The organism is Specibacter sp. AOP5-B1-6 (genome assembly GCF_052376555.1).
Classification (GTDB): domain Bacteria; phylum Actinomycetota; class Actinomycetes; order Actinomycetales; family Micrococcaceae; genus Specibacter.
Genome location: NZ_JBQSVT010000055.1, coordinates 1 through 21,530, shown reverse-complemented (window position 1 = coordinate 21,530; position 21,530 = coordinate 1). Strand labels below are relative to the sequence as shown.

Here is a 21,530-nt window from a genome sequence, read left to right as displayed (position 1 = left end):
CAGCGGGTCGTCTGGGGCTCCAATATAAAGACCACTACCGGATCACCAGAAACGTCAGAAAGAACGATCTCGTCGGTGAAGTAAACCGCCAGGTCTACCGGATCAAGCCTTTCCTCGAAGCACTCAACGAAGAGGAACTCTTGATTGACTATGGCCGGCGCCGCAAGGAACTCCTCAACCCGGAACCACTGACGAAAACACTCACCAAGTATTGGCAGGACTCTGTCGGAACCAGCGCCGACTTTCCCGCACTAACTTGCAGGTTCTGGTCCATGTACACAGGCGGAGATATACGGTTCGTTCCTGCCCTCTACAGCCGACTAACCATGAGCCCCACAGAAGCCGAGATGTGGCAGACCGACCAGGACTACCGCCGAACTGTCCAGTACCACTTCAATATCCTGGCCAAGGAGATGCTCCAAGCCCGCGGCATAGGAGAACCAGTCATCTGGCGCCCGCAAGTCGCCAGCGGCGATCATTCAGAATGACCCGCAGCCAATACTTGACTGCAGGCGCGTTTATCTTGAACTATCCGCAATTATCAAGAACTCGAGATAAAGATGGAGACGCTGCTGATCCCATGTGATCATCGTCGAACACCGTCCCGTAAGGGGAACCCTGAGCGGAACAATTTGGACCTGCCCGGGTGAGGGTCCTGGCCAGAAAGCGTTGTATCTGTGTAGTGAGCTATATGCTTTCACGATGGGGAAGAAAAGTAGCTCGCTGTCAGTGTTGGTGGCCGTAGTTTTGGCTTGTGTTTTGTCTGGGTGCACGAACGGAGATGCGTCATCTGCTCCGACGCCAGTCGAGACGAAAACGCAGCCAAGCGGTGATTCCATCAGGATCTTCGGGGACCAGAAGGCAATGGTAGAGAGGTCACCGACGTCGTCAATGGTGATGAAGCAATTTAGCGGGACCGGACCTTCAACCGTTCAAGTTGGGCCTTTCCCGGAAGGATACAAGCAGGTGGGCGCTACGGTGGCCTGTGTGGGTACCGGTGGCTGGGAAGTTAGTTTGAATCAAGATGGATCGGGCTGGGGCAAGTGCTCGTTGGACGTCGGGAGCAGCGTGGCATACCCAGTGGATGATCCTGCGAAGGACCAGGCAGTTGAGGTCAAAGTCGATGCTGGAACTCAAATTTGGGTGACCGTTTTCGCCACCAAATAAGCGATATCCACATGACAAACACTCATCACCTCACGCATCGGATGGGGAACCCGCTGCGGGACTCTATTTCGTGGGTGGAAGTCCTACTCGAAAGATGCAAATATCAGTGATCCTGTTGGTTACGATCGACTCGTCGATGTTCCCGGATTTGCGGGCCTGTCGCGATTTCGCGGAAGGGGACGTGAGCAGGCTAGCCTCATAGATAGGACGTACCGGACGGCGTCAGCATATTTCCTGTCGTTGTTTCTACTATTGGGGGATTCTATCCATGGACATCGCGTCTATTTTGATCATCGCGGGGATCTGCATACTTTGTCTTTTGCCGGTGTTATTTCGGTCATTCCGAAGCTTTGACAAGAGTGCCAATGACATTGAAGCCCAAAATCCTGATGTAGCGAAGGCCATCCGAGATGCTCGGCGCGATATTGATCGTGGCAAAGGCCGCTACGGCCCCTAGGCGCAACTTTGGACCCTTCTCCCTGTTGCGTGCTCAGTTAAGCGTGCCGCCTTCAGGTCGCCATACCTGGCCGCAAAAGGAACCCTGAGTGGACAATTCGGAGCCGATGGCACCAGTCCGTCGTTATATGGATTCGTTTTGGCCCGAATCGGCCAGCGTCACTCCCGCCACCGACCAGTTTTCACGGGGCACTTCGTGGAGGACAACGCGAATAGTATCTGGCCGAATTTCCATGACTTCAGCGTAAGTCGCCGTCAGGGCAGCCAACAGCTCACGCTTCTTGTCGGTAGATGCTGGGGAGGCGTTTAGGACTTGAATAAGGGGCATTCGAAAATTGTGTCATAGGTCGACATCCCCTTGGCCACGATAGTGCGAAGACGGATGTTGGTCCCCATGACGGGACGCTTTGCGGGGGCAAAGGTTCCGGCAGAATTCTATGTGAGAGGAACTGCTGGGTCTTAGTCTCCGCGGAGTATAGGTGCGGTTGCGTGCAAGACTTTAAGTTGCACGGCACGCAAGAGGCCAAGGGTTGTTACGTCGTCCCAGCCAGTAACACCGTGCCATTCAAGTCCGGCACCAACAACGCCACTGGCGAACATGATTTCGGTAGCCAGTAATGCGCGATGCCAGTCGGCAATGGTCAGGGGGCTTCCCGACCGGATGTCGGCCGCGATTCGATGGCCGTCCCTGTACAAGTCGGAAGTCCCGCTAAAGCCAATTGCAATGGCCATGGCCTCTGTCCCTTTGGCCGGTCCGCCCCATTGTGCGAGGCCCTGGAACAGGATACTGCGCTCGTCTTCGCTCAAACCGATGGCTACTTTTTGCTTGGTGTCCATGTTCCTCATCGTCTCACAGCCCAGGGCGCCTAGGGCATGCGTTTCTGGGCCAGAAATACTCCGCGCGGCACTGATATGGTGTTGCGACGACGCTCCGACCAGAAGTAGCGTTTGCGTGGACCTAGCCCGTCCCACAGCCGAACGCTCTGCGGGAAACCCTCATCGGAAAGTGCTTTATCCGTGCCGCAAGGCGGCTCGGCTCGCATGGTCAATTGCCGAAAAGCCCAATGAACAGCAGAACCAGAAAACGACTGCAGCCAATAGCAGAACAAGCAATGATGCGATACCCCGGGACAGGCGGCGAGGCGTGACAAACATCGATCGGATAGCCGCTGCGGCTGAGAGCCCCGGGAGAAGTAACGCTCCGGCAAGCGTCAGCTGGCGCTGAAAAAGTACTGCGCTGAAGTTCCTTGTCTCGTAGTCGTCAGGGTCAACACCGAAAAACCAGACACCCAATGCCACGACTGTGGATACCAAAGACAAGCCCAACAATGCCCAAGCCAAGGCAAGCCATCTATGGCCGCTCCATCGTTTCTCCATGCCTGCAATCCAACCATGAATCCTGAAATCAATGCGGCTGGGTCTGCCCGGGCATCTATGACTGTTCGTTTGGGCGCCGTCATTCGCGGTCCTATTGGCGGAACTAGAACAAGCACCTTCTTGTACCTGGAACTCTCGCAACGCCCGAAAGGGGTATCCCGTATTGACGCCGCCAACCCGTCCCGCAAGCCGGTCCCTTACCGGAGCGTGTGCAGGCGACTTCTGAAATTTTCAAAACTGCAGGGTTCTTCAGGAGCCACATTCCCGTATAGGGTGCCCGCGAAAAAGCCCGGTGAACGGACCCTATACGGGACAGGATTTTTGTCCTTCTGAGGCAACTTTTCTGACTCGGACAATCGCTGGGTTTGTGCTCATCAATACCTGATTGGTCCAAAGTGTTTGGTCGCCGTACGCAGAGCGGAGTGCCGTCGTCTTCATCGACGGCCAACAGCCTGTAGGAAAGTGACACGAAACTGAAAATTTGAGTGATCTTAGCCTGCACATCGTCGCAGATCAGAGCGATTCGCTGGTGACAGCTAGCTTGGGATCCTACATGCACTTTGCACGTTCTCGTTTTGGATGTCACTTTTGTCAGTTTCGTGTCACCGGCTGCATGCTGATGACTTTGCGTTGGGGCTGCATGCAACGTCGGTGGCTGGCAGGGGCCGTACGTTCAGGCGGGTATCGCCCAATGAGTGTTTTCGGAGTTGGCTCTCTTGAGAGGTGCCGGTCCACGATGGCGTCCAGTCCGGCGCCTGGCTGAAGCCCAACACTGACTGTGACCGAGGGCTGGCTGCGCTCCAACACCGGCCGGACAGAGGCAGGGCCCCATGGATCCTCCGCCCAACTCCTGGTCCAACGCCCAGCCACTGAGGGGCCACAGCGGACTGTGGGGCACATGGCCGGAACACGCGGGGCAAACCAGGGGTGCCGCGGACACCGACAGCTGTGTCTGGACTGCCGCCGGGTGCGGCTGCACGTCTGCCGCGGAGCCTGTTGCGGCACCACCAACCACTGGTGAGTCTCGTCAGCGAAAAACGCAGGTTCTGTGCCCGGAAAACAACGGATTCGTCCCCAACTCGTCCTTTTCATCGACACAACCCCGTTGCATCCATATACTCAAGATAGTTTTAGCTGATCGAGTCAACGCAGCGTCCGGCTGGCCGGGCGCTGCGGTTGGTGTGTAAGCCGGGCAGGCTCGGCCGGTGATTAATGAAATGGGGATGCGTGGCCCGCCGGGCAAATGTTGGGGATATTGTAAGGAAGCTGACTGGCAGCTCCTCGCGAGGGGTGCTTATTGTTGGTTCCCGTGGTGCCGGAAAAACGTGGATGCTGGGACAAATCCGGTCCGCGCTGGGCCCGGAGGCTGTCACGATCAGGCTGTCTGCAAGCAAGGCACTGGCGGCGATTCCCTTTGGGGCGGTCAATGCACGAGTAGGCGTGAATCTCGTCCGCAGCAACGACCATTATGAGGTGCTCAACGGTCTGCTGGATCAAATCCACACGGCGGCAGCGAGTTCGAGCGGCGTATTCCTGATGGTGGACAACGCTGAGTATCTGGACAGTCAAAGCGCGTCCATCATTATGCAAGTGGTCATGTCCTCAGAAGCGAAATTGATCTTGGTGGACCAGCCCGGCAGCCACAACACCTACTTGCGGGAACTGTGGCGGGACGGGCACCTGACTCGTTTCGAATTGGCGCCGCTGCAAGCCGAAGACATACAAAATTTCCTTGAGGAGATTCTGGGTGGAAAGGTGGCAGTTCCTGCCGCCAACTATCTGGCCAGCCGCTCTGCAGGGAACCCGCTGGTGCTCCATGGGCTGGTGGCGGGTGCTCAGGAGGAGGGGTCCCTTCGCAAAGTCAACAACGTGTGGATGCTCGATCATCCGGCTGGCCGGTTGGGAACAGAGTCTTGGGAGTTCCTGCAGATGGACCTGGATCACCAGACAGATGAGACCCGGCGAATTGTTGAAATTCTTGCGCTGGCCGGCTCGCTTCCGTTGGACGTCATGCTGGACTTGACGAGTCCGGAGATAGTTGACCAGATTCAGCAGCGCGAGCTGGTGGAGATCGTTCCCGGCCCGGCGTTGACCATGCGCCTCGCCCGCCAAGCCATGACGGCCGCCATCCGTGCGATGGTTCCGGTCGGGCGCAGCAGACGGTTCCTTGCTGAAGTGACGAAGTTCCTGCCCACTGTGGACCACTCCGACCCTGAAACAATCATCAATTTCACCCGGTGGGCACTGGACTGCGGACTGCCCGTCAATGAAGACCGCATTCTTGAAGCGACAGTATGGGCAAATCAGCTCATGCGTCCGCGTGAGGCCTTGCAATTTAGTGGCAGGGGTGTCGGCACCGTCCACGCGGCGGCCTTGCTGGCCGAGCGTTCGATTGCCCAACTGAACTTAAACGCTGCGGACGAGGCACGAAGCCTTGCCATGCGTGCGCTCGACGTGGCGGCGTCCCCGCAGGTTGCCGCCGGCGCGCTGCGTGCGGTGCAACTGAGTCACTCCTCCGAACCGGATTACCGGGCCCGCTTCGAAGAGGCGGCTTCCGTGTATGAGAGCCGGTTTGGCCCGGTTGTCCTCAACGAATCCGCCACGAGGGCCGACGTCGACGTGTTGATTGTGCACGCCATCAATGACGTTTCCCTGGGCAACGTGGAGAGCGCCGTCGAGGGCATCAAGGCACTCTTGGACCATCCACTGACCGGCAATGTTGCCGACCAGGTCCTCCTAAAGTCGCTGCACGTTGAGGTGCTCAGCGCCACCGGGCAGATGCGCTCGGCGGTTGCACTGGCCATGGAAGTCATTGGAGAGCTGGAAAGTCCCGCTGGTTTCCCGCGTCCGGACATTGCAATCCTGGCTTACACCCGCTCCGTTGCTGCATTTATTTATGACGGCGCTTGGGAGTATGTGCGCGCGGCCCTGGAACCGGCAACATTCGTCAATCCTGACCTGATGCTGTATTCCGGGGGGTTGCGGGACTTGGGTGCTGCCATGATGCAGGTCCGGCGAGGTCATATTGAGGAAGCCTTGTCAGTTTTGGAGTCTGCGGTGGGTGCGCTCCATGACTACGATCCGTGGTCGGTTCTGCCCACTGCTCTTGGCCTGCAGGCTTACTGCCTCGTCATGCGCGGGGACCTGCCGGGGTCGCAGGACAGCCTGTCACAGCTGTCATCGGTGAACCGCCGCAGCGGCAAGTTCTACGAATTGGAGGGTGCAGCCTACGCCGCTGCCGCCCAGTTCATGACCGGCCAATCGGAATTGGGTTTGGCCCGGCTGCGAAGCTTGCGGCGGGAGTGCGAGGGACACGGCTACCTCGGCATCGAGCTGGCTGTCCTGTCCTTGATGGTTCGCGTGGGCGACGCAGCCGCGATTGTCAGGTTGGCGGAGGTCGCGGAACTGTTGGAATCCAGCAGCCGGGAGTTCTTTGTCGAGTGGTCCAAGGCCATGCGGTCCCAGGATGCCGCAAGCCTTGACCATGCCAGCGCCACTGCCATGGATTACGGCTTTGAGCTTGTTGCCGTGGAGCTTGCCGCGCATGCATTGAAGAAGTTCAGTGACCACGGAAAAGTGCATAAGAGCCGCAAATCAGCAAGCAAGGTTGTGGCCATGCGCGAGCAAATGCCCGGGCTTGTGTCACCGGTATTCCAGGCCATTGACCAGCCCAAGATGACACGGCGTGAGCACCAAATTGCCCTGCTTGTGGCCCAAGGGGAATCCAACAGTTCCATCGCGGGTCGGCTGAATGTTTCACTGCGCACCATTGAGGGCCACCTTTACCGGACGTTCATCAAGCTGGACATCCAATCCCGGGATCAATTGGCCGCCATGATGGCCAGGGAAGCTCCAAAAGAGGAACCGGGCGCCTACTACCCGTAACCGGGGAAGCGCAAACCGCGCGATCGAAGAATCCCCACGGGGCGGCACGGAACGCACCATCTGGCTGTGGCCACGCCACGGGCGCCAAGGACAACCCGGGCAACCTGTCCAGAATCCGGCAAGCGGCCTAGACTGAAAGGAAGGGCGGCGCCCATGCCAGTCAACCGGCTGAGCGGTCTTGGTGCCCTAGAAAGCAGGGCGGCACAATGTCCAACGAAGAAGAAGTAAACCGCGGCCGTTACATTCAAGGCCAGTACGGCAAATCGGGCTCAGAAAAGGGCCACGAGACCGGAGACTCAGAGGGCCGCTACGTTGAAGGCGACTATGGGGTTGCGGGCACCGAAGATGCCGTCGAGAATGCCGACACCGGCAGGTTCGTTGAGGCCGACTACGGCACAGCCGGTGACGTGGCAGGCCGCGCCGCAGAGGGCCCCAGGGGCCGCTACGTGCAAAGCGAAGCGGGCGAAGAACGAAAGACAGCTAAAGAAGACGGTGAAGACTAGCTGCGCCAGCGGGTTGTCATCATGAACCCGGCCAGGGCGATGGCAAAGCCAATGCCAATGTTCCAGTTGTTGATGTTGGGGATCGGGAACCTGCCGTCCGAGATGTAGTAGGTGATGATCCACACCAGGCCCAGCAGCATCAAGGTCACCATGACGGGAAGAAACCAGACGGCATTGGGCTGCTGTGTTTTGCTGGCAGGCGTTTCGGCCGGACCTTTGGTGGGGCGGCGACGCGATTTTGACTCTGGCACAGGAGCTCCTTGACATTGTGATCGTGCAAACGACGACTTCGTTGCGTGGACGGCCCGTTCATTATCCCTGATGTGGCTGGATGAATTGTTCCGGGGTGGTGATGAGCCGGTATTGTTGACGTAATTCTAGCTGTCTTTAGCGCAGCCGCGGATTGCATGACATTGCCGCTCAACTTCAGTCAGGAGACCCGCGTGGTTCAATCGCCAAGCCATGCCGAAACAGCTGTGGGCGTGGACGAGCTGCTCTCCGACAATGCGAAGGTGCACAACCAGCGCAGGCGTGCCGCTCAACGCCGCCGCAAACAACGTCCCAAACAGGGTTTCTTTCGGACCTTGATCCAGGTTCTGGGCGAATTGCTCATTACCTGTGGGGTCATCCTGCTGTTGTTCGTGGTGTGGGAACTGTGGTGGACAAACATCGAAGCCAACTCGGCGCAGCAGGCAGCGGTCTCACAATTCGCACAGGACTTTCAGGGTCCGGTGACTCCCCAGAACCCTGATGTTCCCACCGACTTTGGCCCGCCCGTTGTCATGGACGCTCCCGAAACGCCGAACACCGTATTCGGTGTTGCGTATGTCCCCCGTTTCGGGGCAACGTACAGCCGCCCATTGGTGGAGGGAGTGGCTCCGGCACAGCTGGACACCTTGGGACTGGGCCGCTACGACAGTTCAACAATGCCCGGCGGCATTGGCAACTTTGCCGTTGCCGGACACAGGCAAACGCACGGCGCTGTATTGGATGCCATCCACACCTTGGTTCCCGGTGACAAGATCTACATCCAGACCAAGGACGGGTACTACACCTACGTGTTCCGCAACAACCAGATCGTGCTGCCCAACGATGGCGATGTGCTGTTGCCCGTGCCCACCCAGGCGAATGTCACCCCCACGGAAAGTTTCCTGACGATGACCAGCTGCAATCCACGGTTTGGTTCCGAGGAACGCATCATTGCCTACTCGGTCCTTGAATCATGGCAGCCGGCCAGCGCCGGCCCCCCAGCGGCCATTGCCGACCAAGTTGCAGCGAACCAGAAAGGCTGACCATGTACGGCTGGATTTTTAGGCACCTGCCAGGGCCATTGTGGTTCCGCATCATCACCACCTTGTTGTTTCTTGCGGCGGCAGTGCTTGTGTTGATGCAGTTTGTGTTCCCGTGGCTCTCCCAGTTCAACCCACTGACTGATTCCACGATTGGCGGAGGAGCCTGAGATGTCGATACGCATTCTTGTCATAGACAACTACGACAGTTTTGTTTACACACTGGTTGGCTACCTGCAGCAGCTCGGCGCCGAGACCACTGTTGTGCGCAATGATGACGTCAACCTGGCCGAGGCCGTGGAGCTGGCCACGGCCCGTGACGGTGTATTGGTGTCGCCCGGTCCCGGGACGCCCGCAGAGGCCGGCGTGTGCATCGAATTGATCAAATGGTGCGGGAAGCATGCAAAGCCCATGCTTGGCGTCTGTCTCGGGCATCAGGCGCTGGCGGAGGCCTACGGCGGCGTTGTCACCCATTCTGAGCAGCTCATGCACGGCAAGACCAGCGAGGTGCTGCACCACGGCACCAGCGTGTTTGCGGGACTGCCAAGCCCCGTCACGGCCACCCGCTACCACTCACTGTCCGCCGTGCCTGCGAGCATCCCCGAGCTACTGGAAGTTACCGCTGTGACGGCCGACGGCGCCATCATGGGTTTGGCACACAAGAGCGCACCCTTGTGCGGGGTTCAGTTCCATCCGGAATCTGTGCTCACCGAGGGTGGATACGTCATGTTGGGCAACTGGCTTGAGTCCCTTGGACTGGTGGGTGCGGCCGACCTGGCTGCAACGTTGAGCCCGCTTATCAACAGCTGACAGGCCGTCCGCCGCACGCCCCGCGGTTGGTCGACAGTGTCACTGTTTGCCGGGCGGTCACTCTTTGCCGGGCGACGGCGACGTGGGCTTCTTTGTCGGAATGACCGGGGGCTTGTGGGTGGGTGTCGGCGTTGCGCTGGGTGTTGGTTTCACAGGCTCGGGAGGTGCCTTGGCCAAGGTCACCACAACGGTTGTGCGCTGCTCGACAGCCGTGCCGGCGGCAATGGACTGATTTGTCACCATGCCTGGCGTAACAACCGCATTTTCTGCTTCCTCAAAGGTCACGTCCAAGTGAGGTGAGACAGCCTTCAGGGCGGCCTTCACAGTTTCCTTGACCGCTTCGGGTTCCTGGGTCAAGTCAAACAAGGACGGCATCAAGACCTGGCCGGTGGAGATCTTCAGGGTAATTTTGGTGCCCACAGCCACGGTCTCGCCGGGTGCGGGGTCCGTTGTGACAACGGATCCCGCCGGGATAGATCCGTCATTGACCATGACATTGGAGTTGAATTTCACGTCCAGGCCGGCGAGGTCGGATCGCACCTCTGACTCGGTCTTGCCTGCCAACTCCTTGGGAATCGTCAGCTCGGACGGGCCCTTGGACACATACAGTTCGATCGCCGAGCCCGGATCGACAAACGCTCCCGCCTTTGGGAGCGTGCGGATCACCTCGCCGGCAGGCACAGACTCGGAAAATTCGTCGGTGCTGTGCGGGACCATGTTTAAGGTCGTGAGCTGCAGCTCGGCATTGTCCTTGTCGTCACCGGTCAGGGACGGGATGGAGATCTGTTGAACGGCCGCGGGCTTGGCATTCATCAGGTTGTAGCCGAGCACGGCACCACCGCCAAGCATAATGGCCACGAGCACAAACAAGGTCACCATCCAGGCCCTGCGCCGCTGCTTTTGGGCACGCGGAACATCGGCGGTTTCCTCGAGCGCACGGTCGTCAGTGGTCAAGGCTCCCCCAGCCATGACTTTCGCCATCGCGCGGGTGGAGGGGCCGCCGTCGTCCGGGGTGCCAAACTCTTCAGTGCCAACGCTTTCCGTGACAAGCACAGAAGTGTGGCTGGCCGGAACCGCAACAGGATCGGGCGCCGGCAGCGGAGTGCGGGAGACCCCCGGGCCGGGAGTGGGCATGACACCGGTGCTGGCGGCACGAAGAGCGCGGCGGAAGGACGACGCATCCTGGAAGCGGTGCTGCCTGTCCTTTTGCAGGGCGCGCAGCAAGAGCGCGTCAAGGGCCGGCGTCAGCTCCGGGTTGAAGGTGCTGGGTTCGGGCGGCAGTTCACGCACATGCTGATATGCCACCGAGACGGGTGAGTCGCCGGTGAAGGGCGGGCGTCCGGCCAGCATTTCGTACAACAGGCAGGCGGCGGAGTAGAGGTCGCTGCGGGCGTCCACGCTCTCGCCGCGGGCCTGCTCGGGCGAGAGATATTGCGCGGTGCCCATGACCGTCTGCGTCTGGGTCATGGTTGCGGCTGAATCAGACATGGTCCGGGCAATGCCAAAGTCCATGACCTTGACCTGGCCCAGGACACCGTGTTCGTCCTCGGTGACCATGACGTTGGCCGGCTTGATGTCGCGGTGCACAATGCCGGAGCGGTGGCTGTAATCGAGTGCCGAGAGTATTCCCGTGGTGTACTCGATGGCCTGCTCGACGCTGACGTCCTTGCTGCGAATCAAGTCCCGCAGCGTTTTCCCGTGGACGTATTCCATGACGATGTACGGCAGATGCGCACTGTCGCGGAGCTGGTCCTTCGTAACATGCTCGCCGGTGTCGTAGACGGCAACGATGGACGGATGGTTCAGCCCCGCCACAGCCTGGGCTTCGCGTCGGAATCGGGCCTGCAGGTGAGAATCGCGGGCCACGTCGGCACGCAGCAGCTTGATGGCCACGGAACGGCCAAGGCGGATGTCCTGGGCCTTGTAGACGTCGGCCATGCCGCCGCGGCCCAGGAGTTCCCCAATCTCGTACCTGTCGTTAAGGACGCGTGGAACACTCATGGGAACCTGTTTGTCCTTTCAATGGGCGGGAGTGTGGGGCGGGAATCTGCAACTACGGAGCCTTTGGGTTTTCCGGTTCGGCCGGATCGGCCGGTGCAGCGGGGGTCGGTGTCACCTCGGGAGCTGCAGACTTGCTCGGCTCGGGAGTGGGCTCGGGTTCAGGCCCGGTGGAGACGTAATAGGCCACGGTGGAGCCTGATTCAAGCTGTGTTCCTGCGGTGGGATCGGTGCGAATGACGTTGCCCTTGGCCACAGTGGAGGAGGGCTCTTCGACCCGGTAGGGGATGAACCCTGCCGCGACAAGTGCCTGGTCGTAGGCATTGCCCTCCTGACCGACGGAGGAGGGAACAGCGGTCTTCTCCGCGCCCTTGGAAACCGTGACATCGACACTGTCCCCAACATGAAGGCCGGCAACGGGAGAAACGTCCACGACGATCCCCTCGTCTACCGTTGAACTGAACTCGTCCACGCGGTTGGGGACCAAGCCCTTGGCGGTTATTTCCGCGGCCACAATTTCATATGTTTGCCCACGAAGGCCGTCGCGATTCAAGGTAATCTCAACCGGAGCTTCCGTCGTGGGCTCAGGGGTCTCGGTTGGCGTGGGGGCTTCAGACGTCGTCGTGGCCGGGGCGCTGATGCTGGGGGTGTTCGACTCAGTGGGCGAGGGGGTCCCGCCAAAGAGGCCCCAGCTTTGCATCAACAACGCACCCACGGCGAAGAGCAGCAGGATCAACAGGCCCACCAACGGCCAGGTCCAAGGGCTGCGGCCCTTCTTGGCAGGCGTTTCCGGGGTCGTCTGCTCATCCTCCGGTGCAATCTCGTGTTCGTCGTCCTCGGCCTGCCAGGCACGCTCGGCCCCGAGCATCTCGGACCGGGTTGGCTGCGCGGCGGCTGGCTGGACATCATCCATGACGGTGGGGAGGGCCGTGGTTGACGGTTCGGCGACATTGCCGACCACCGAGGTGGGGGCCGTTGAATTGACGTCGACAGGTGCCGTAATGGGGCCGGTGGTTGCTTCAAAGAGAAGCATGCCCGGGACAGCCGCGTGGGCGGCCTTGACATTGCCGACGCGAATGGCTTCGGCGGCTTCGGCCAACTTCAAGGCGTTTGCGGGCCGGTTGCCTGGTTCCTTGGCCAACATCGACATCAACAAGGCGCGCACAGGCGTCGGCAGCGTGTCGGGCAGCGGCGGCGGGGCATCGTTGACCTGTGCCAGGGCAATCGCAATTTGGGATTCCCCGGAGAACGGGCGGTGCCCTGTGATGCACTCATAACCTATGACGCCAAGGGAATATATATCGCTTGCCCCGGTGGCGATCTGTCCTGTTGCCTGTTCCGGAGCCAGGTACTGGGCTGTGCCCATGACCTGTCCTGTCTGGGTCAGCGGCACCTGGTCGGCAAGACGGGCAATGCCGAAGTCCGTGATCTTCACCTTGCCACCGGGCATGATGAGCAAATTTCCGGGCTTGACGTCGCGGTGGACGAGGCCCTGGGCGTGAGCCACGGCCAAGGCACGCGCGGTCTGGGCGATCATGGACAGCGTCCAGTCGGCGGAAAGCACATGCTCACGCTCAATCAAGGCCGAAAGCGGCTCCCCGGGGACCAACTCCATGACCAAATAAGCTGAGCCATCTTCTTCGCCGTAGTCAAACACGTTGGCAATGCCTTCATGGTTGAGCAAGGCCGTGTGCTTGGCCTCGGCCCGGAACCTCGCCCGGAAACCAGGATCGCCGGTGTATTCGTCCTTGAGAATCTTAATGGCAACAATCCGGCCCAAGACCAAATCCTGTGCCCGCCAAACCTCGCCCATGCCGCCGATGGCAATGCGTGATGTGAGTTCGAACCTGCCGCCTAAGGTGATACCAGAAATAGGCCTCACTTGTTCAACACCGCCTTGAAGAGTTTGCTTGCATTGGGACTTGTTAATTCTGCTCCGGTGGCAACATCCACATTTGGCATGACGATGCTGACCACCACCTCCGGGTCATTTGCCGGCGCAAAGCCGGTAAACACTGAGTTGTTCAATCCATCCCCCAGCTCGGCGGTTCCTGTCTTGCCTGCCACCTGGACACCAGGCACAGCTGCTGCCGAGGCGATGCCGTTGTCAACCACACTGACCATCCATTCGGTAATTTGAGCCGCGATTTCCGGCGTTGTTGACTGGCGCAGGACCTCCGGGGTGAGGCTGGATACCGTCTTGAGGTCCGGGGTGCGGACTGTCTTCACCAGATTGGGAGCCATTTGCTTTCCGCCATTGGCAATGGCGGCCGTCATCATGGCGATTTGCAGCGGCGATGCCAAAACATCGCGCTGTCCGATGGCACTTTGGGCCAAGGCCGGGGCATCCAATTCACCCTTGCTGCCGGGGAAACGGCTGTCGACCACTGAATCCGGGAACGTCAGGGACTTGTCATTGAAGCCGAATTTTTCTGCCTCGGCGGTGATGGCGTCCTGTCCCAGATCCAGCGCAATGCTGGCGAAGGGCGTGTTGCAGGAGTTCTCGAGGGCAAAGGCAAAGGACGCCTTGTCCTGTGTATAGCATTGGCCGTTGGCGTAGTTGGGCAGGGTGTAGTCGATGCCAGGGAAGGTCATCGCGGCCGGGTTCGGAAGGACGCTGTCCTTGGTGTATTTACCGGATTCCAGGGCGGCAGCCGTGTCAATGATCTTAAAGACAGACCCCGGCGAGTAGAGCTGTTTGTAGGCCGAAGAACCGAACAAGTTGATTCCGGGGATGCCGACCAGTTCAGCCATCGATGCGTCGAAGGCGGCCCTGTCGTGGGTGGCCATCAAGTTGGTGTCATAGGAAGGCTTGGAAACCATGGCAATGATTGCACCGGTCTTGGGGTTCATTACTACGATGGAGCCCCCGACATCATCCGGGATCATGTCGTAGGCCAGCTGTTGAATCTTTGAGTCGATGGTCAATTCCACCGACCTGCCCTGCGGCTGTGCGCCCGTGAAAGCCTGCGCAATGCGGTCGAACAAGGCGTCATCCGAGTTCCCGGTCAGCTCGTCGCGCATGACGGATTCGATGCCGTGCTGCCCGGAGAACTTGCTGAAGAAGCCTGTCAGGCCGGCGTAGAGCAGCGGATCGTTGTATTTACGCTGGAATTTACAGTCGGTGTTGGTGGAGACAGACTCGGCAATGGCCTGGCCATCAACAAGAATGGGGCCCCGGTCGCTGCAGAAACTCTTCACCAACTGCCGCTGGTTGTTGGGGTTGGCGTTGAGTGAATCCACGGCAAAGAACTGCACGTAGGAGATGGAGCCAAAGAGCAGCGCAAACAAAGCGATCGCCACTATCCAGGAATTGCGGATGGCCTGGTTCATGAAGCCGGCACCTCCTTTTGCTGCTTGTCGATGTGGGGTTTGGGGTCTGCGGGTGTGTTCGCTGCGGACACGTCAATGGGGCGCCGGGCCGCATCGGAAATCTTGAGGATCAAGGCCACGATGATCCAGTTGGCCAGCAGCGACGAACCGCCGGCGGCCAGGAACGGGGTTGTCAGGCCTGTCAGGGGGATGAGCCGGGTGACCCCGCCGATGATGATGAAACACTGCAGGGCAACCGCGAAAGCGAGCCCCACTGCCAGAAGTTTTCCGAAGGCGTCCCTTGTTCCCAGTGCCGCGCGGAAACCGCGGGCAACAAGCAGGGCATAGAGGCACAGGACAGCAAAGAGGCCAATTAAGCCGAGTTCCTCGCCGATGACGGCAATGATCATGTCACTGTTGGCCACCGGCAGCTCTTCGGGCGATCCCTGGCCAAGGCCGGTGCCGAGCAGGCCACCATTTGCCAGGCCAAACAACCCTTCAACGACTTGGAAGCTGCCGTAGTCGGCCCCAATGTAGGCCGGGTCGAAGGCGTTGACCCACACGTCGATGCGCCGTGCCACATGCGGGAAAATCTGGTAGGCGGCCACGCCGCCAACAGCGATGAGACCCACGCCAATGATGATCCAGCTGACACGGCTGGTGGCCACATAGATCATGACCATGAACAAGCCAAAGAACAGGATGGATGAGCCCAGGTCGCGCTGGAAGACCAGCACGCCCACGCTGGCCAGCCACGCCACGATCATGGGCGCCAAGTCCCTGGTCCGGGGCAGTTGCAACCGGCCAATTTTCTTGCCTGCCAGCAGGATCAAGTCCCGATTGGACGAAAGATACCCGGCAAAGAATATTGCCAGGGTGATCTTGGCGATTTCACCGGGCTGGAAGGAGAAAGGACCGACGGAAATCCAGACCGTGGCGCCGTTGACGCTGCCGGCGCCAATGAAGGGCAGCAGCGGCAGGATCAGCAGGACGACCGAAACCAGAAGTGAAATGTAAGTGTAGCGGCGCAGGATCCTGTGGTCCCGCAGGAACCAGACCACGGCAATGGCGCACACCACGGCCAGGGATGTCCACATCCACTGGCGCGAGGCAGCGGAGTCGTTGAACGTGATGTCCAGGCGGTGGATAACGGCCAGGCCGAGACCATTGAGGGCCACAACAACAGGCAATATAACCGGATCGGCATATTTGGCCTTGAAGCGAAGAACCACGTGGAAACCGATGGCGAGGACGCCCAAAATGCCCATCTGGGTGTAAAAATCGTTGTCAAAGGTGCGACCCAGGTTCAGGTTCACCAGCGCGTTGGCCATGGCGGACATGCCGAGGGCCAGCACCAACAGGAGCAGTTCGGTGTTGCGTCGTGGCTTTGCCACTGTCAACAGCTGGCTCATTTTCCACCTCCGGGAATGCAGGTTGGCTCTGCCGCAGGTGTCGCCGGGCCGGTCGTTGCCGGGCTCGCCGTCCCGGAAGCTGTGCTGGTGGGCGCGGGGCTTGGGGTTGGCGACGCACTGGCTGTTGCAGGTGCGGTGGCAGTGCTTGTGGGGGAACCGGTGGTTGAAGGGTTGCTGCTGGGTTTGGGCACAAGATCGCAGGGCGGCAAGCTGGTTCCAGTGCCCAGCTGAAGGTCGCTGATGATTTGTTCAGCGTGGCTGAGTGTGGAGGCCGGCACGGTCTTGGCTACCAGTTGTTGGGAATAGTCAGGCAGGGATTCAACATTGACGTCGGTTTCCCGGTAGACATGAGACAGGGAAATTGGGCCCAAGGACTGTGAAACACCTTGGAAAATTGTCACATTTCCCTGCGAGGCGCCCACGAAATATTGTGTCTGGGTCCAGGCGTAGGCGGCCCAGCAACCCACCACAATCACGATGGCCGTCAGGGCACCAACAATTGCCAGCACCCACGGGCGCTGCCGCAATCGAGGCAGCGACAAGTCAGTGTCTTCCACAATTGTGGGCTCAGGGCTGGGTTTGTGTGTCAGCACGGTTGCGGCACGCTTTGCGGCCGGGTGCCTTGCCAGCAGCGGAATCTTCCCCTCGGCATTGGCCGTCAAGGCCGCGCCAACCAACTCGTGCTGGCGCGAGGCAAGCTCCTGGCGGATGACCGACTCCCGAATGTGTGCGTCAAGCGCCTCGGCGCCGTCGCCGCTGCCTTCATCACTGTCCGCGTGATCACTGTCAGTGATGTCACCGGGCGAGTCGTCACGGGTGTGGGCGTCGCCGTCTGCTTCGTCGCCGTCACCAGGGTGCGCACCGCTGGCGGCGACGGGAACAGGAACAACCATGGCGCCGTCGTCGGGCTTGCGAAAATCGGTGGGGCCATCCCGGTCTGGAGCACCGGTGTCGCTGTTGGCCGTTTCAGGGCTGGAAGCAGCACTGTCGCGGTCGAGGGTTTCGTGTTCCTCAGCGACGGGGTGCAACGGCGGCAGATCGGGCTCGTCGGAAACAGGATCGGCGGCCTTAATGGCGTCCAGGGCAGCTGTGGGGGTCTCGTCGGGGATGGCTTCGACGATGTCGAAGAGAACGACGGTGACGTTGTCGGGAGAGCCGGCTGCCAAGGTCAAGTCGATGAGGGTGTCGGCGGCCGTGGCAAGGGATTTTGTGTGCCGGACGACTTCTTCGATCATTTCGTGCCGGACAAAGTTCAAGCCGTCGGAGCACAGCAGCCAGCGCTCACCGGGAACGGCATCGAAGTACTTCAAGTCCAGTTCGGGCGAGGCATCAACGTCGCCCAGCACGCGCATCAAGACATTCTTGTGCGGGTGGACCTCAGCCTCAGCCTCGGTCATGCGGCCCTCATCGATCATCCGCTGGACGAAAGTGTGGTCGCTGCTCATCTGCTCGAAGACGCCGTCCTTGAGCCGGTAGGCGCGCGAGTCACCAATGTGCGCGAAGGCCAGACGGTCGCCGGAGAGCAGCAGGGCGGTGACCGTGGTGCCCATGCCAGCCAATTTCGGATTGACATGGACGAGTTCGGAAAGCAGCGAATTGGCGCTCTGGATCTCGTCGGCGAGGTGGGCCCCGGCGTCGTCATTGTGCTGGTTGTGGTCCAAATGGACGAGGTCAAGGACGGTGGAGGCGCTGGCAACGTCCCCGCCTGCGTGGCCGCCCATGCCGTCGGCAACAACGGCCAAGTACTGGCCGGCGTAGGCGGAGTCATCGTTTTTTGCCCTGACCATGCCCACATGCGATCTGGCGGCATAACTCAGGGTCAGCGGGTATTCGGCCATGCTCACGGCCTCAATTCAATGACCGTTTTGCCGATCCGCACAGGAACCCCCAGTTCCACGGGCAGGGCGCGCGTCAAAGCATTGCCCCCCAGGAACGTTCCGTTGGTGGAGCCCAAATCTTCAATAAACCAGCGGGTGCCCTGCGGGAACAGCCGGGCATGGCGCCCGGAGGCGTAGTCGTCCTCAAGCACCAGGTTTGCTTCCTGGGCCCGTCCAAGCAGGATGGGGGTGCCGGAAAGTTCCAAGGTGGTACCTGCCAGCGGGCCTTCGGTCACAACGAGTTGGGTGGCCTGCACCTTTGCCGGCGGGGCTTCTTCAACCAATTCCGGGTGCTTGCGCGCCTGTCGGGCCGTGGGGGCACCCACCTTGGCCTTGCGACCAATGACAAGGTCGCGGCGCATGGCGGCGACGACGCTGAACACCATGATCCACATCAGGACCAGGAAGCCGAAGCGCAAAATTGTGACTACAAGGCTGAGATCATTCATCGACGGCCACCGCTTCGTACCGGCAATATGCGGAAGGTGATCTGAGTGCGTCCCATGGTGATGCCCGATCCGTCGCGCAGCTCGGTGGAGCCCTGAACCCGGTGGCCGTCCACGTAGCTGCCGTTCGTGGAGCCCAGGTCAACGGCCGCGCTGCTGCCGTTTTGGGTGCGAATTTCCAGGTGCTTTCGCGAAACACCTGTGTCGTCAATCAAAATGTCGGCTTCCGAGGAGCGGCCCAGAATGATGGAGGCTGCGTTAAGGGAATAGCGCTGGCCGTCGATGTCAAGGACCGGCTGGCCTTTCGCAGCTCCTGTCTGGGCGGACGACGGCGCGGGCTGGCGTTTGTAGACCGGCGAAGGCTGGGCAGGAGGTGCTTGGGTGCCAGGACCCTGGCTGGGCTTGGCAGGCGGCCGCGAGGGAGCCTGTGCCGAAGCGCCTTGGGCAGCTGTGCCGTTTTCCTTCTCAGTGGAGGAAACTACTTCAAATTGACCTGGTCGCAGCTCTTCGTGGTGATTGAAGGCAACACGAACGGGCCCTTGCAAAACATAGCCCTGGCTGCGGGAGTGGTTGATGACCACGTCGCACAATTCCTCTGCGAGGGTCACGCCCCAAGTGCGGGCGCGTTCAAAATCCGCGTCGCCCAATTGCAAATTGAAAACGTTGGGGGCCAAGGTCCGCCCGGCGTCCAAGGTCATGGCCTTGTCGTCGAGCTCCCTGCGAAGGGCGTTGGCCATCTCCACAGGCTGCAGTGTTTTGGAGCCGAGGGAGAATGCGCCGCGAACTGCCTTTTCAATGCCTTTTTCAACGTTGTCAAACAATCCCATGTGCTCTCCTCTCCTTAGGTGTCGCTGCTGCAATGCTGCAACGGAAACTAGTGTGACAGCCACCCCTTGGAGGGCGCTGACTCTCAGTTGTCCGCGCCGCGGACAACCATGTTCAGAGTCGATACTACTGCCGGAGTCTTGGAATATACCTATTAGTTGGGTGGGATGTGGCAAATTTCCTACCTTGGTAGGGGAAGGCGGGGGCGCTTGCGTTGGAGTTGAGATCCGCGTGATCTGGGGAAATTTCGGGCCTTCATGGTGTCGTGAAGGGGGATCTGGAGATGTGTTGAGGAGCTCGTTTAGGTAAATCGGCAAAGTGTCCTATATGCTTGATCTCGCTGTTCCACTGAATGTTGAAAATTACTTCGACAGACAAGTGAAGCGGTGAAACGAAAAAACGCGCGAGTGGCGGAACGGCAGACGCGCTGGCTTCAGGTGCCAGTGTCCGAGAGGGCGTGGGGGTTCAAATCCCCCCTCGCGCACGTTTTTGAAAGATCCCCGGTGGAACCCATGGTTCCGCCGGGGATCTTTTGTTTGTCTGGGCTTGCCGCCATCTTTGACGGGACGACTTTGACTGGTCCCACTAGGCGCAGAGAACCTTGATGTACGCAAACCTCGTCAACGCCCGTCTTGCGGATGGCTGTGGGGGAGCCCTGGCAGTTTATGGAACACGACTCTTTTCTTGGAGGTCCGCGCTGTGCGCTCAACGCCGATAGGCCTGGAGTGCTTCTGCGTGGCCCGGATTCGGTGAGGGACTCCTCTATATAGGGTCCGGATCAGGTCTTGGCCCGGGCGAGGCCCAGAAATTTGAGGCAAGTGTTGTGGCCGCAGGGCCTGCTGACAGCCTTACGAAGCGCCGGAGGCCCTGCCCGGCGCTATTTTTCGGCCGGAGCAGATCCCACGGGACTACTGCCGTTCAGTTGATGGAGCACTGCCCACCACTGCGGCTGGTTCCATCCCGACCAATTGCAGGCTTGTGGAGCAATCGGTCGTCTCCACACGTTCGCCGCCAGAAACGCTCGAGCTGCCCGCTTTCGGCGACCAGGCGGATGTATACACGTTGACCAGACAGACCTATATACAGGACTGCGTAATAGGAGGCGCCACTGGCAGCCCCCGGTCGGGCGAAGATGGGCCTGCGACGGTCACTCTTGTTCGCAGCGGTGATACCAGCTCCGTCGCAATGACACCTGCGCGGACCAGGACGGCGAACACGGTCCCACCACCTTCTTGGTCAACGGTGCCTGGCCAAATAGCGGCGGGATTTCCGAAGCGGTAGATGGCAAGACGGCATTGGACGGGGCCGGCATTGAGACGGTGATGGTGGAATCCACGGCCAGGCACGATTGCTGGTCATCCGTGCTCGAGCCGCCGTGGACCGGGATCAATGTGGGTAGGCTCCCAAGCCCGGACGGCATCGAAACGACCGCTGCAGATGTTGCCAACGACGCCCGGGGCGGGTTATCGGGCTCCATATGTGCGCAGTCCCTATATTCACAGCGGTGAGAGCTGTAGTTTTTGCCGACAAAGTTCGCCCCACGCACCAGATCTCTGGAGAACGGCACCGGGTGTTGGCACACACCAGCAGTCGCGTTGACATCGAGTCACCGGTTAACGAGCCGTTGCAGTCACTCTGCCCATGAGTACCGCATAGGATCGGGGCATGAAGAAACTAATGATTGGCATCGGCGTCCAACTGGGCAGTTCAGCAGTGGCGATTCTGCTCGCAGCACTGTTCCTGCCACGTTTCCATCTGGGCATCGGGGGATTCCTGACCGCGATTGTTGTCTTTACCATCGCCCAGTCACTTTTGGAAGGATTCGTCGCCAAGCTGGCCAGCAAGTACGTACCGACGCTTGCCGGCGCCGCGTCGCTTGTTTCCACGTGGCTGGCCTTGATCATTGCCAGCTTGCCCTTTGGCGGGATCAGGATTCACGGCTTCTTCACTTGGATAATTGCCGCACTCATAATTTGGGCGGTTACCGGACTTTGCGCCGTGCTGGTGCCCAAGTACCTGCTCAAGACCTCCTCGAAATAGCAGCGCAGGCCCGCCCTGAGTTGTCGGCGTGGGCGGTGTTGGTGTGTGGGGGTTGTGGAGTTGCGTGTTGGTGGAAAGGTGTGTATTGTTTTTCGAGTTGCCCCGCTTGTTGGGGGAACGGAAACCCTGAGTT

At 60.0% G+C, this 21,530-nt stretch carries 17 protein-coding genes and 1 tRNA gene; 8 read left to right on the top strand and 10 right to left on the bottom strand.

Features of this window, described 5'->3' with window-relative positions:
• On the top strand, nucleotides 1-488 hold a 488-nt coding region (locus tag ACT3TS_RS18130; RefSeq protein WP_444532922.1), incomplete at its 5' end, for a hypothetical protein.
• 1,259 nt (nucleotides 489-1,747) lie between these two features.
• On the opposite strand, the gene ACT3TS_RS18125 is transcribed toward ACT3TS_RS18130, so the two are convergent.
• Nucleotides 1,748-1,951, bottom strand: a complete 204-nt coding sequence (locus ACT3TS_RS18125) for a tautomerase family protein (RefSeq protein WP_444532921.1) — start codon at nucleotides 1,949-1,951, stop codon at nucleotides 1,748-1,750.
• 131 nt (nucleotides 1,952-2,082) lie between these two features.
• Nucleotides 2,083-2,460, bottom strand: coding sequence for a hypothetical protein (locus ACT3TS_RS18120; protein ID WP_444532920.1), 378 nt, complete (start codon nucleotides 2,458-2,460; stop codon nucleotides 2,083-2,085).
• A 1,752-nt stretch (nucleotides 2,461-4,212) separates the two neighbouring features.
• Here ACT3TS_RS18120 and ACT3TS_RS18115 point away from each other — a divergent pair.
• Together ACT3TS_RS18115 and ACT3TS_RS18110 are read left to right on the top strand one after the other, a co-directional pair.
• Nucleotides 4,213-6,885, top strand: a complete 2,673-nt coding sequence (locus ACT3TS_RS18115; protein WP_444532919.1) for a LuxR C-terminal-related transcriptional regulator — start codon at nucleotides 4,213-4,215, stop codon at nucleotides 6,883-6,885.
• Between the two features lie 206 nt (nucleotides 6,886-7,091).
• Nucleotides 7,092-7,388: a hypothetical protein gene (locus ACT3TS_RS18110; protein ID WP_444532918.1), complete on the top strand. Its 297-nt coding sequence runs from the start codon at nucleotides 7,092-7,094 to the stop codon at nucleotides 7,386-7,388.
• Here the strand turns inward: ACT3TS_RS18110 and ACT3TS_RS18105 are convergent.
• A complete protein-coding gene (locus ACT3TS_RS18105) occupies nucleotides 7,385-7,639 on the bottom strand; it encodes a cell division protein CrgA (protein WP_444532917.1) in 255 nt (84 codons plus the stop codon). The genes ACT3TS_RS18110 and ACT3TS_RS18105 overlap by 4 nt on opposite strands.
• A 261-nt stretch (nucleotides 7,640-7,900) precedes the next feature.
• On the opposite strand from ACT3TS_RS18105, the gene ACT3TS_RS18100 reads away from it, so the two are divergent.
• Genes ACT3TS_RS18100 through ACT3TS_RS18090 form a run of 3 tightly spaced genes read left to right on the top strand, consistent with a single transcriptional unit; the run spans nucleotide 7,901 to nucleotide 9,487 of the window.
• Entirely contained in the window at nucleotides 7,901-8,680 is a 780-nt protein-coding gene (locus ACT3TS_RS18100; protein WP_444532924.1) for a class E sortase, read from the top strand.
• Nucleotides 8,681-8,682: 2 nt separating this feature from the next.
• The gene (locus tag ACT3TS_RS18095; protein WP_444532916.1) at nucleotides 8,683-8,847 is read left to right on the top strand and encodes a hypothetical protein; all 165 of its coding nucleotides are present in this window, start codon (nucleotides 8,683-8,685) and stop codon (nucleotides 8,845-8,847) included.
• Nucleotide 8,848: 1 nt separating this feature from the next.
• Entirely contained in the window at nucleotides 8,849-9,487 is a 639-nt protein-coding gene (locus tag ACT3TS_RS18090; protein ID WP_444532915.1) for an anthranilate synthase component II, read from the top strand.
• Between the two features lie 57 nt (nucleotides 9,488-9,544).
• Here the strand turns inward: ACT3TS_RS18090 and pknB are convergent, their stop codons facing one another.
• Genes pknB through ACT3TS_RS18055 form a run of 7 tightly spaced genes read right to left on the bottom strand, consistent with a single transcriptional unit; the run spans nucleotide 9,545 to nucleotide 19,359 of the window.
• Entirely contained in the window at nucleotides 9,545-11,488 is a 1,944-nt protein-coding gene (gene pknB / locus ACT3TS_RS18085; protein ID WP_444532914.1) for a Stk1 family PASTA domain-containing Ser/Thr kinase, read from the bottom strand.
• Between the two features lie 52 nt (nucleotides 11,489-11,540).
• Entirely contained in the window at nucleotides 11,541-13,367 is a 1,827-nt protein-coding gene (locus ACT3TS_RS18080) for a protein kinase domain-containing protein (protein WP_444532913.1), read from the bottom strand.
• Nucleotides 13,364-14,818: a penicillin-binding transpeptidase domain-containing protein gene (locus ACT3TS_RS18075; RefSeq protein WP_444532912.1), complete on the bottom strand. Its 1,455-nt coding sequence runs from the start codon at nucleotides 14,816-14,818 to the stop codon at nucleotides 13,364-13,366. The genes ACT3TS_RS18080 and ACT3TS_RS18075 overlap by 4 nt, the downstream gene beginning before the upstream one ends.
• Nucleotides 14,815-16,209 (bottom strand): FtsW/RodA/SpoVE family cell cycle protein, encoded by a 1,395-nt coding sequence (locus ACT3TS_RS18070; RefSeq protein ID WP_444532911.1) that lies wholly within the window; start codon nucleotides 16,207-16,209, stop codon nucleotides 14,815-14,817. The genes ACT3TS_RS18075 and ACT3TS_RS18070 overlap by 4 nt, the downstream gene beginning before the upstream one ends.
• Nucleotides 16,206-18,047, bottom strand: coding sequence for a PP2C family protein-serine/threonine phosphatase (locus tag ACT3TS_RS18065; protein ID WP_444532923.1), 1,842 nt, complete (start codon nucleotides 18,045-18,047; stop codon nucleotides 16,206-16,208). The genes ACT3TS_RS18070 and ACT3TS_RS18065 overlap by 4 nt, the downstream gene beginning before the upstream one ends.
• 2 nt (nucleotides 18,048-18,049) lie before the next feature.
• Complete coding sequence (locus ACT3TS_RS18060; RefSeq protein WP_444532910.1) at nucleotides 18,050-18,535, bottom strand: FHA domain-containing protein FhaB/FipA; 486 nt, start codon at nucleotides 18,533-18,535, stop codon at nucleotides 18,050-18,052.
• Nucleotides 18,532-19,359, bottom strand: coding sequence for an FhaA domain-containing protein (locus ACT3TS_RS18055; protein ID WP_444532909.1), 828 nt, complete (start codon nucleotides 19,357-19,359; stop codon nucleotides 18,532-18,534). The genes ACT3TS_RS18060 and ACT3TS_RS18055 overlap by 4 nt, the downstream gene beginning before the upstream one ends.
• A gap of 399 nt (nucleotides 19,360-19,758) precedes the next feature.
• Between ACT3TS_RS18055 and ACT3TS_RS18050 the strand changes: the two genes are divergently transcribed.
• Both ACT3TS_RS18050 and ACT3TS_RS18045 read left to right on the top strand, forming a co-directional pair.
• Nucleotides 19,759-19,841, top strand: a tRNA-Leu gene (locus ACT3TS_RS18050).
• A gap of 1,181 nt (nucleotides 19,842-21,022) precedes the next feature.
• Complete coding sequence (locus ACT3TS_RS18045; protein ID WP_444532908.1) at nucleotides 21,023-21,397, top strand: phage holin family protein; 375 nt, start codon at nucleotides 21,023-21,025, stop codon at nucleotides 21,395-21,397.
• Nucleotides 21,398-21,530 lie beyond the last annotated feature (133 nt).

Coding starts and splice junctions, on each gene's coding strand:
- ACT3TS_RS18125 (WP_444532921.1), bottom strand. CDS start 1,951: ATGCCCCTTATTCAAGTCCTAAACGCCTCCCCAGCATCTACCGACAAG.
- ACT3TS_RS18120 (WP_444532920.1), bottom strand. CDS start 2,460: ATGGACACCAAGCAAAAAGTAGCCATCGGTTTGAGCGAAGACGAGCGC.
- ACT3TS_RS18115 (WP_444532919.1), top strand. CDS start 4,213: ATGAAATGGGGATGCGTGGCCCGCCGGGCAAATGTTGGGGATATTGTA.
- ACT3TS_RS18110 (WP_444532918.1), top strand. CDS start 7,092: ATGTCCAACGAAGAAGAAGTAAACCGCGGCCGTTACATTCAAGGCCAG.
- ACT3TS_RS18095 (WP_444532916.1), top strand. CDS start 8,683: ATGTACGGCTGGATTTTTAGGCACCTGCCAGGGCCATTGTGGTTCCGC.
- ACT3TS_RS18090 (WP_444532915.1), top strand. CDS start 8,849: ATGTCGATACGCATTCTTGTCATAGACAACTACGACAGTTTTGTTTAC.
- pknB (WP_444532914.1), bottom strand. CDS start 11,488: ATGAGTGTTCCACGCGTCCTTAACGACAGGTACGAGATTGGGGAACTC.
- ACT3TS_RS18075 (WP_444532912.1), bottom strand. CDS start 14,818: ATGAACCAGGCCATCCGCAATTCCTGGATAGTGGCGATCGCTTTGTTT.
- ACT3TS_RS18070 (WP_444532911.1), bottom strand. CDS start 16,209: ATGAGCCAGCTGTTGACAGTGGCAAAGCCACGACGCAACACCGAACTG.
- ACT3TS_RS18065 (WP_444532923.1), bottom strand. CDS start 18,047: ATGGCCGAATACCCGCTGACCCTGAGTTATGCCGCCAGATCGCATGTG.
- ACT3TS_RS18060 (WP_444532910.1), bottom strand. CDS start 18,535: ATGAATGATCTCAGCCTTGTAGTCACAATTTTGCGCTTCGGCTTCCTG.
- ACT3TS_RS18055 (WP_444532909.1), bottom strand. CDS start 19,359: ATGGGATTGTTTGACAACGTTGAAAAAGGCATTGAAAAGGCAGTTCGC.
- ACT3TS_RS18045 (WP_444532908.1), top strand. CDS start 21,023: ATGAAGAAACTAATGATTGGCATCGGCGTCCAACTGGGCAGTTCAGCA.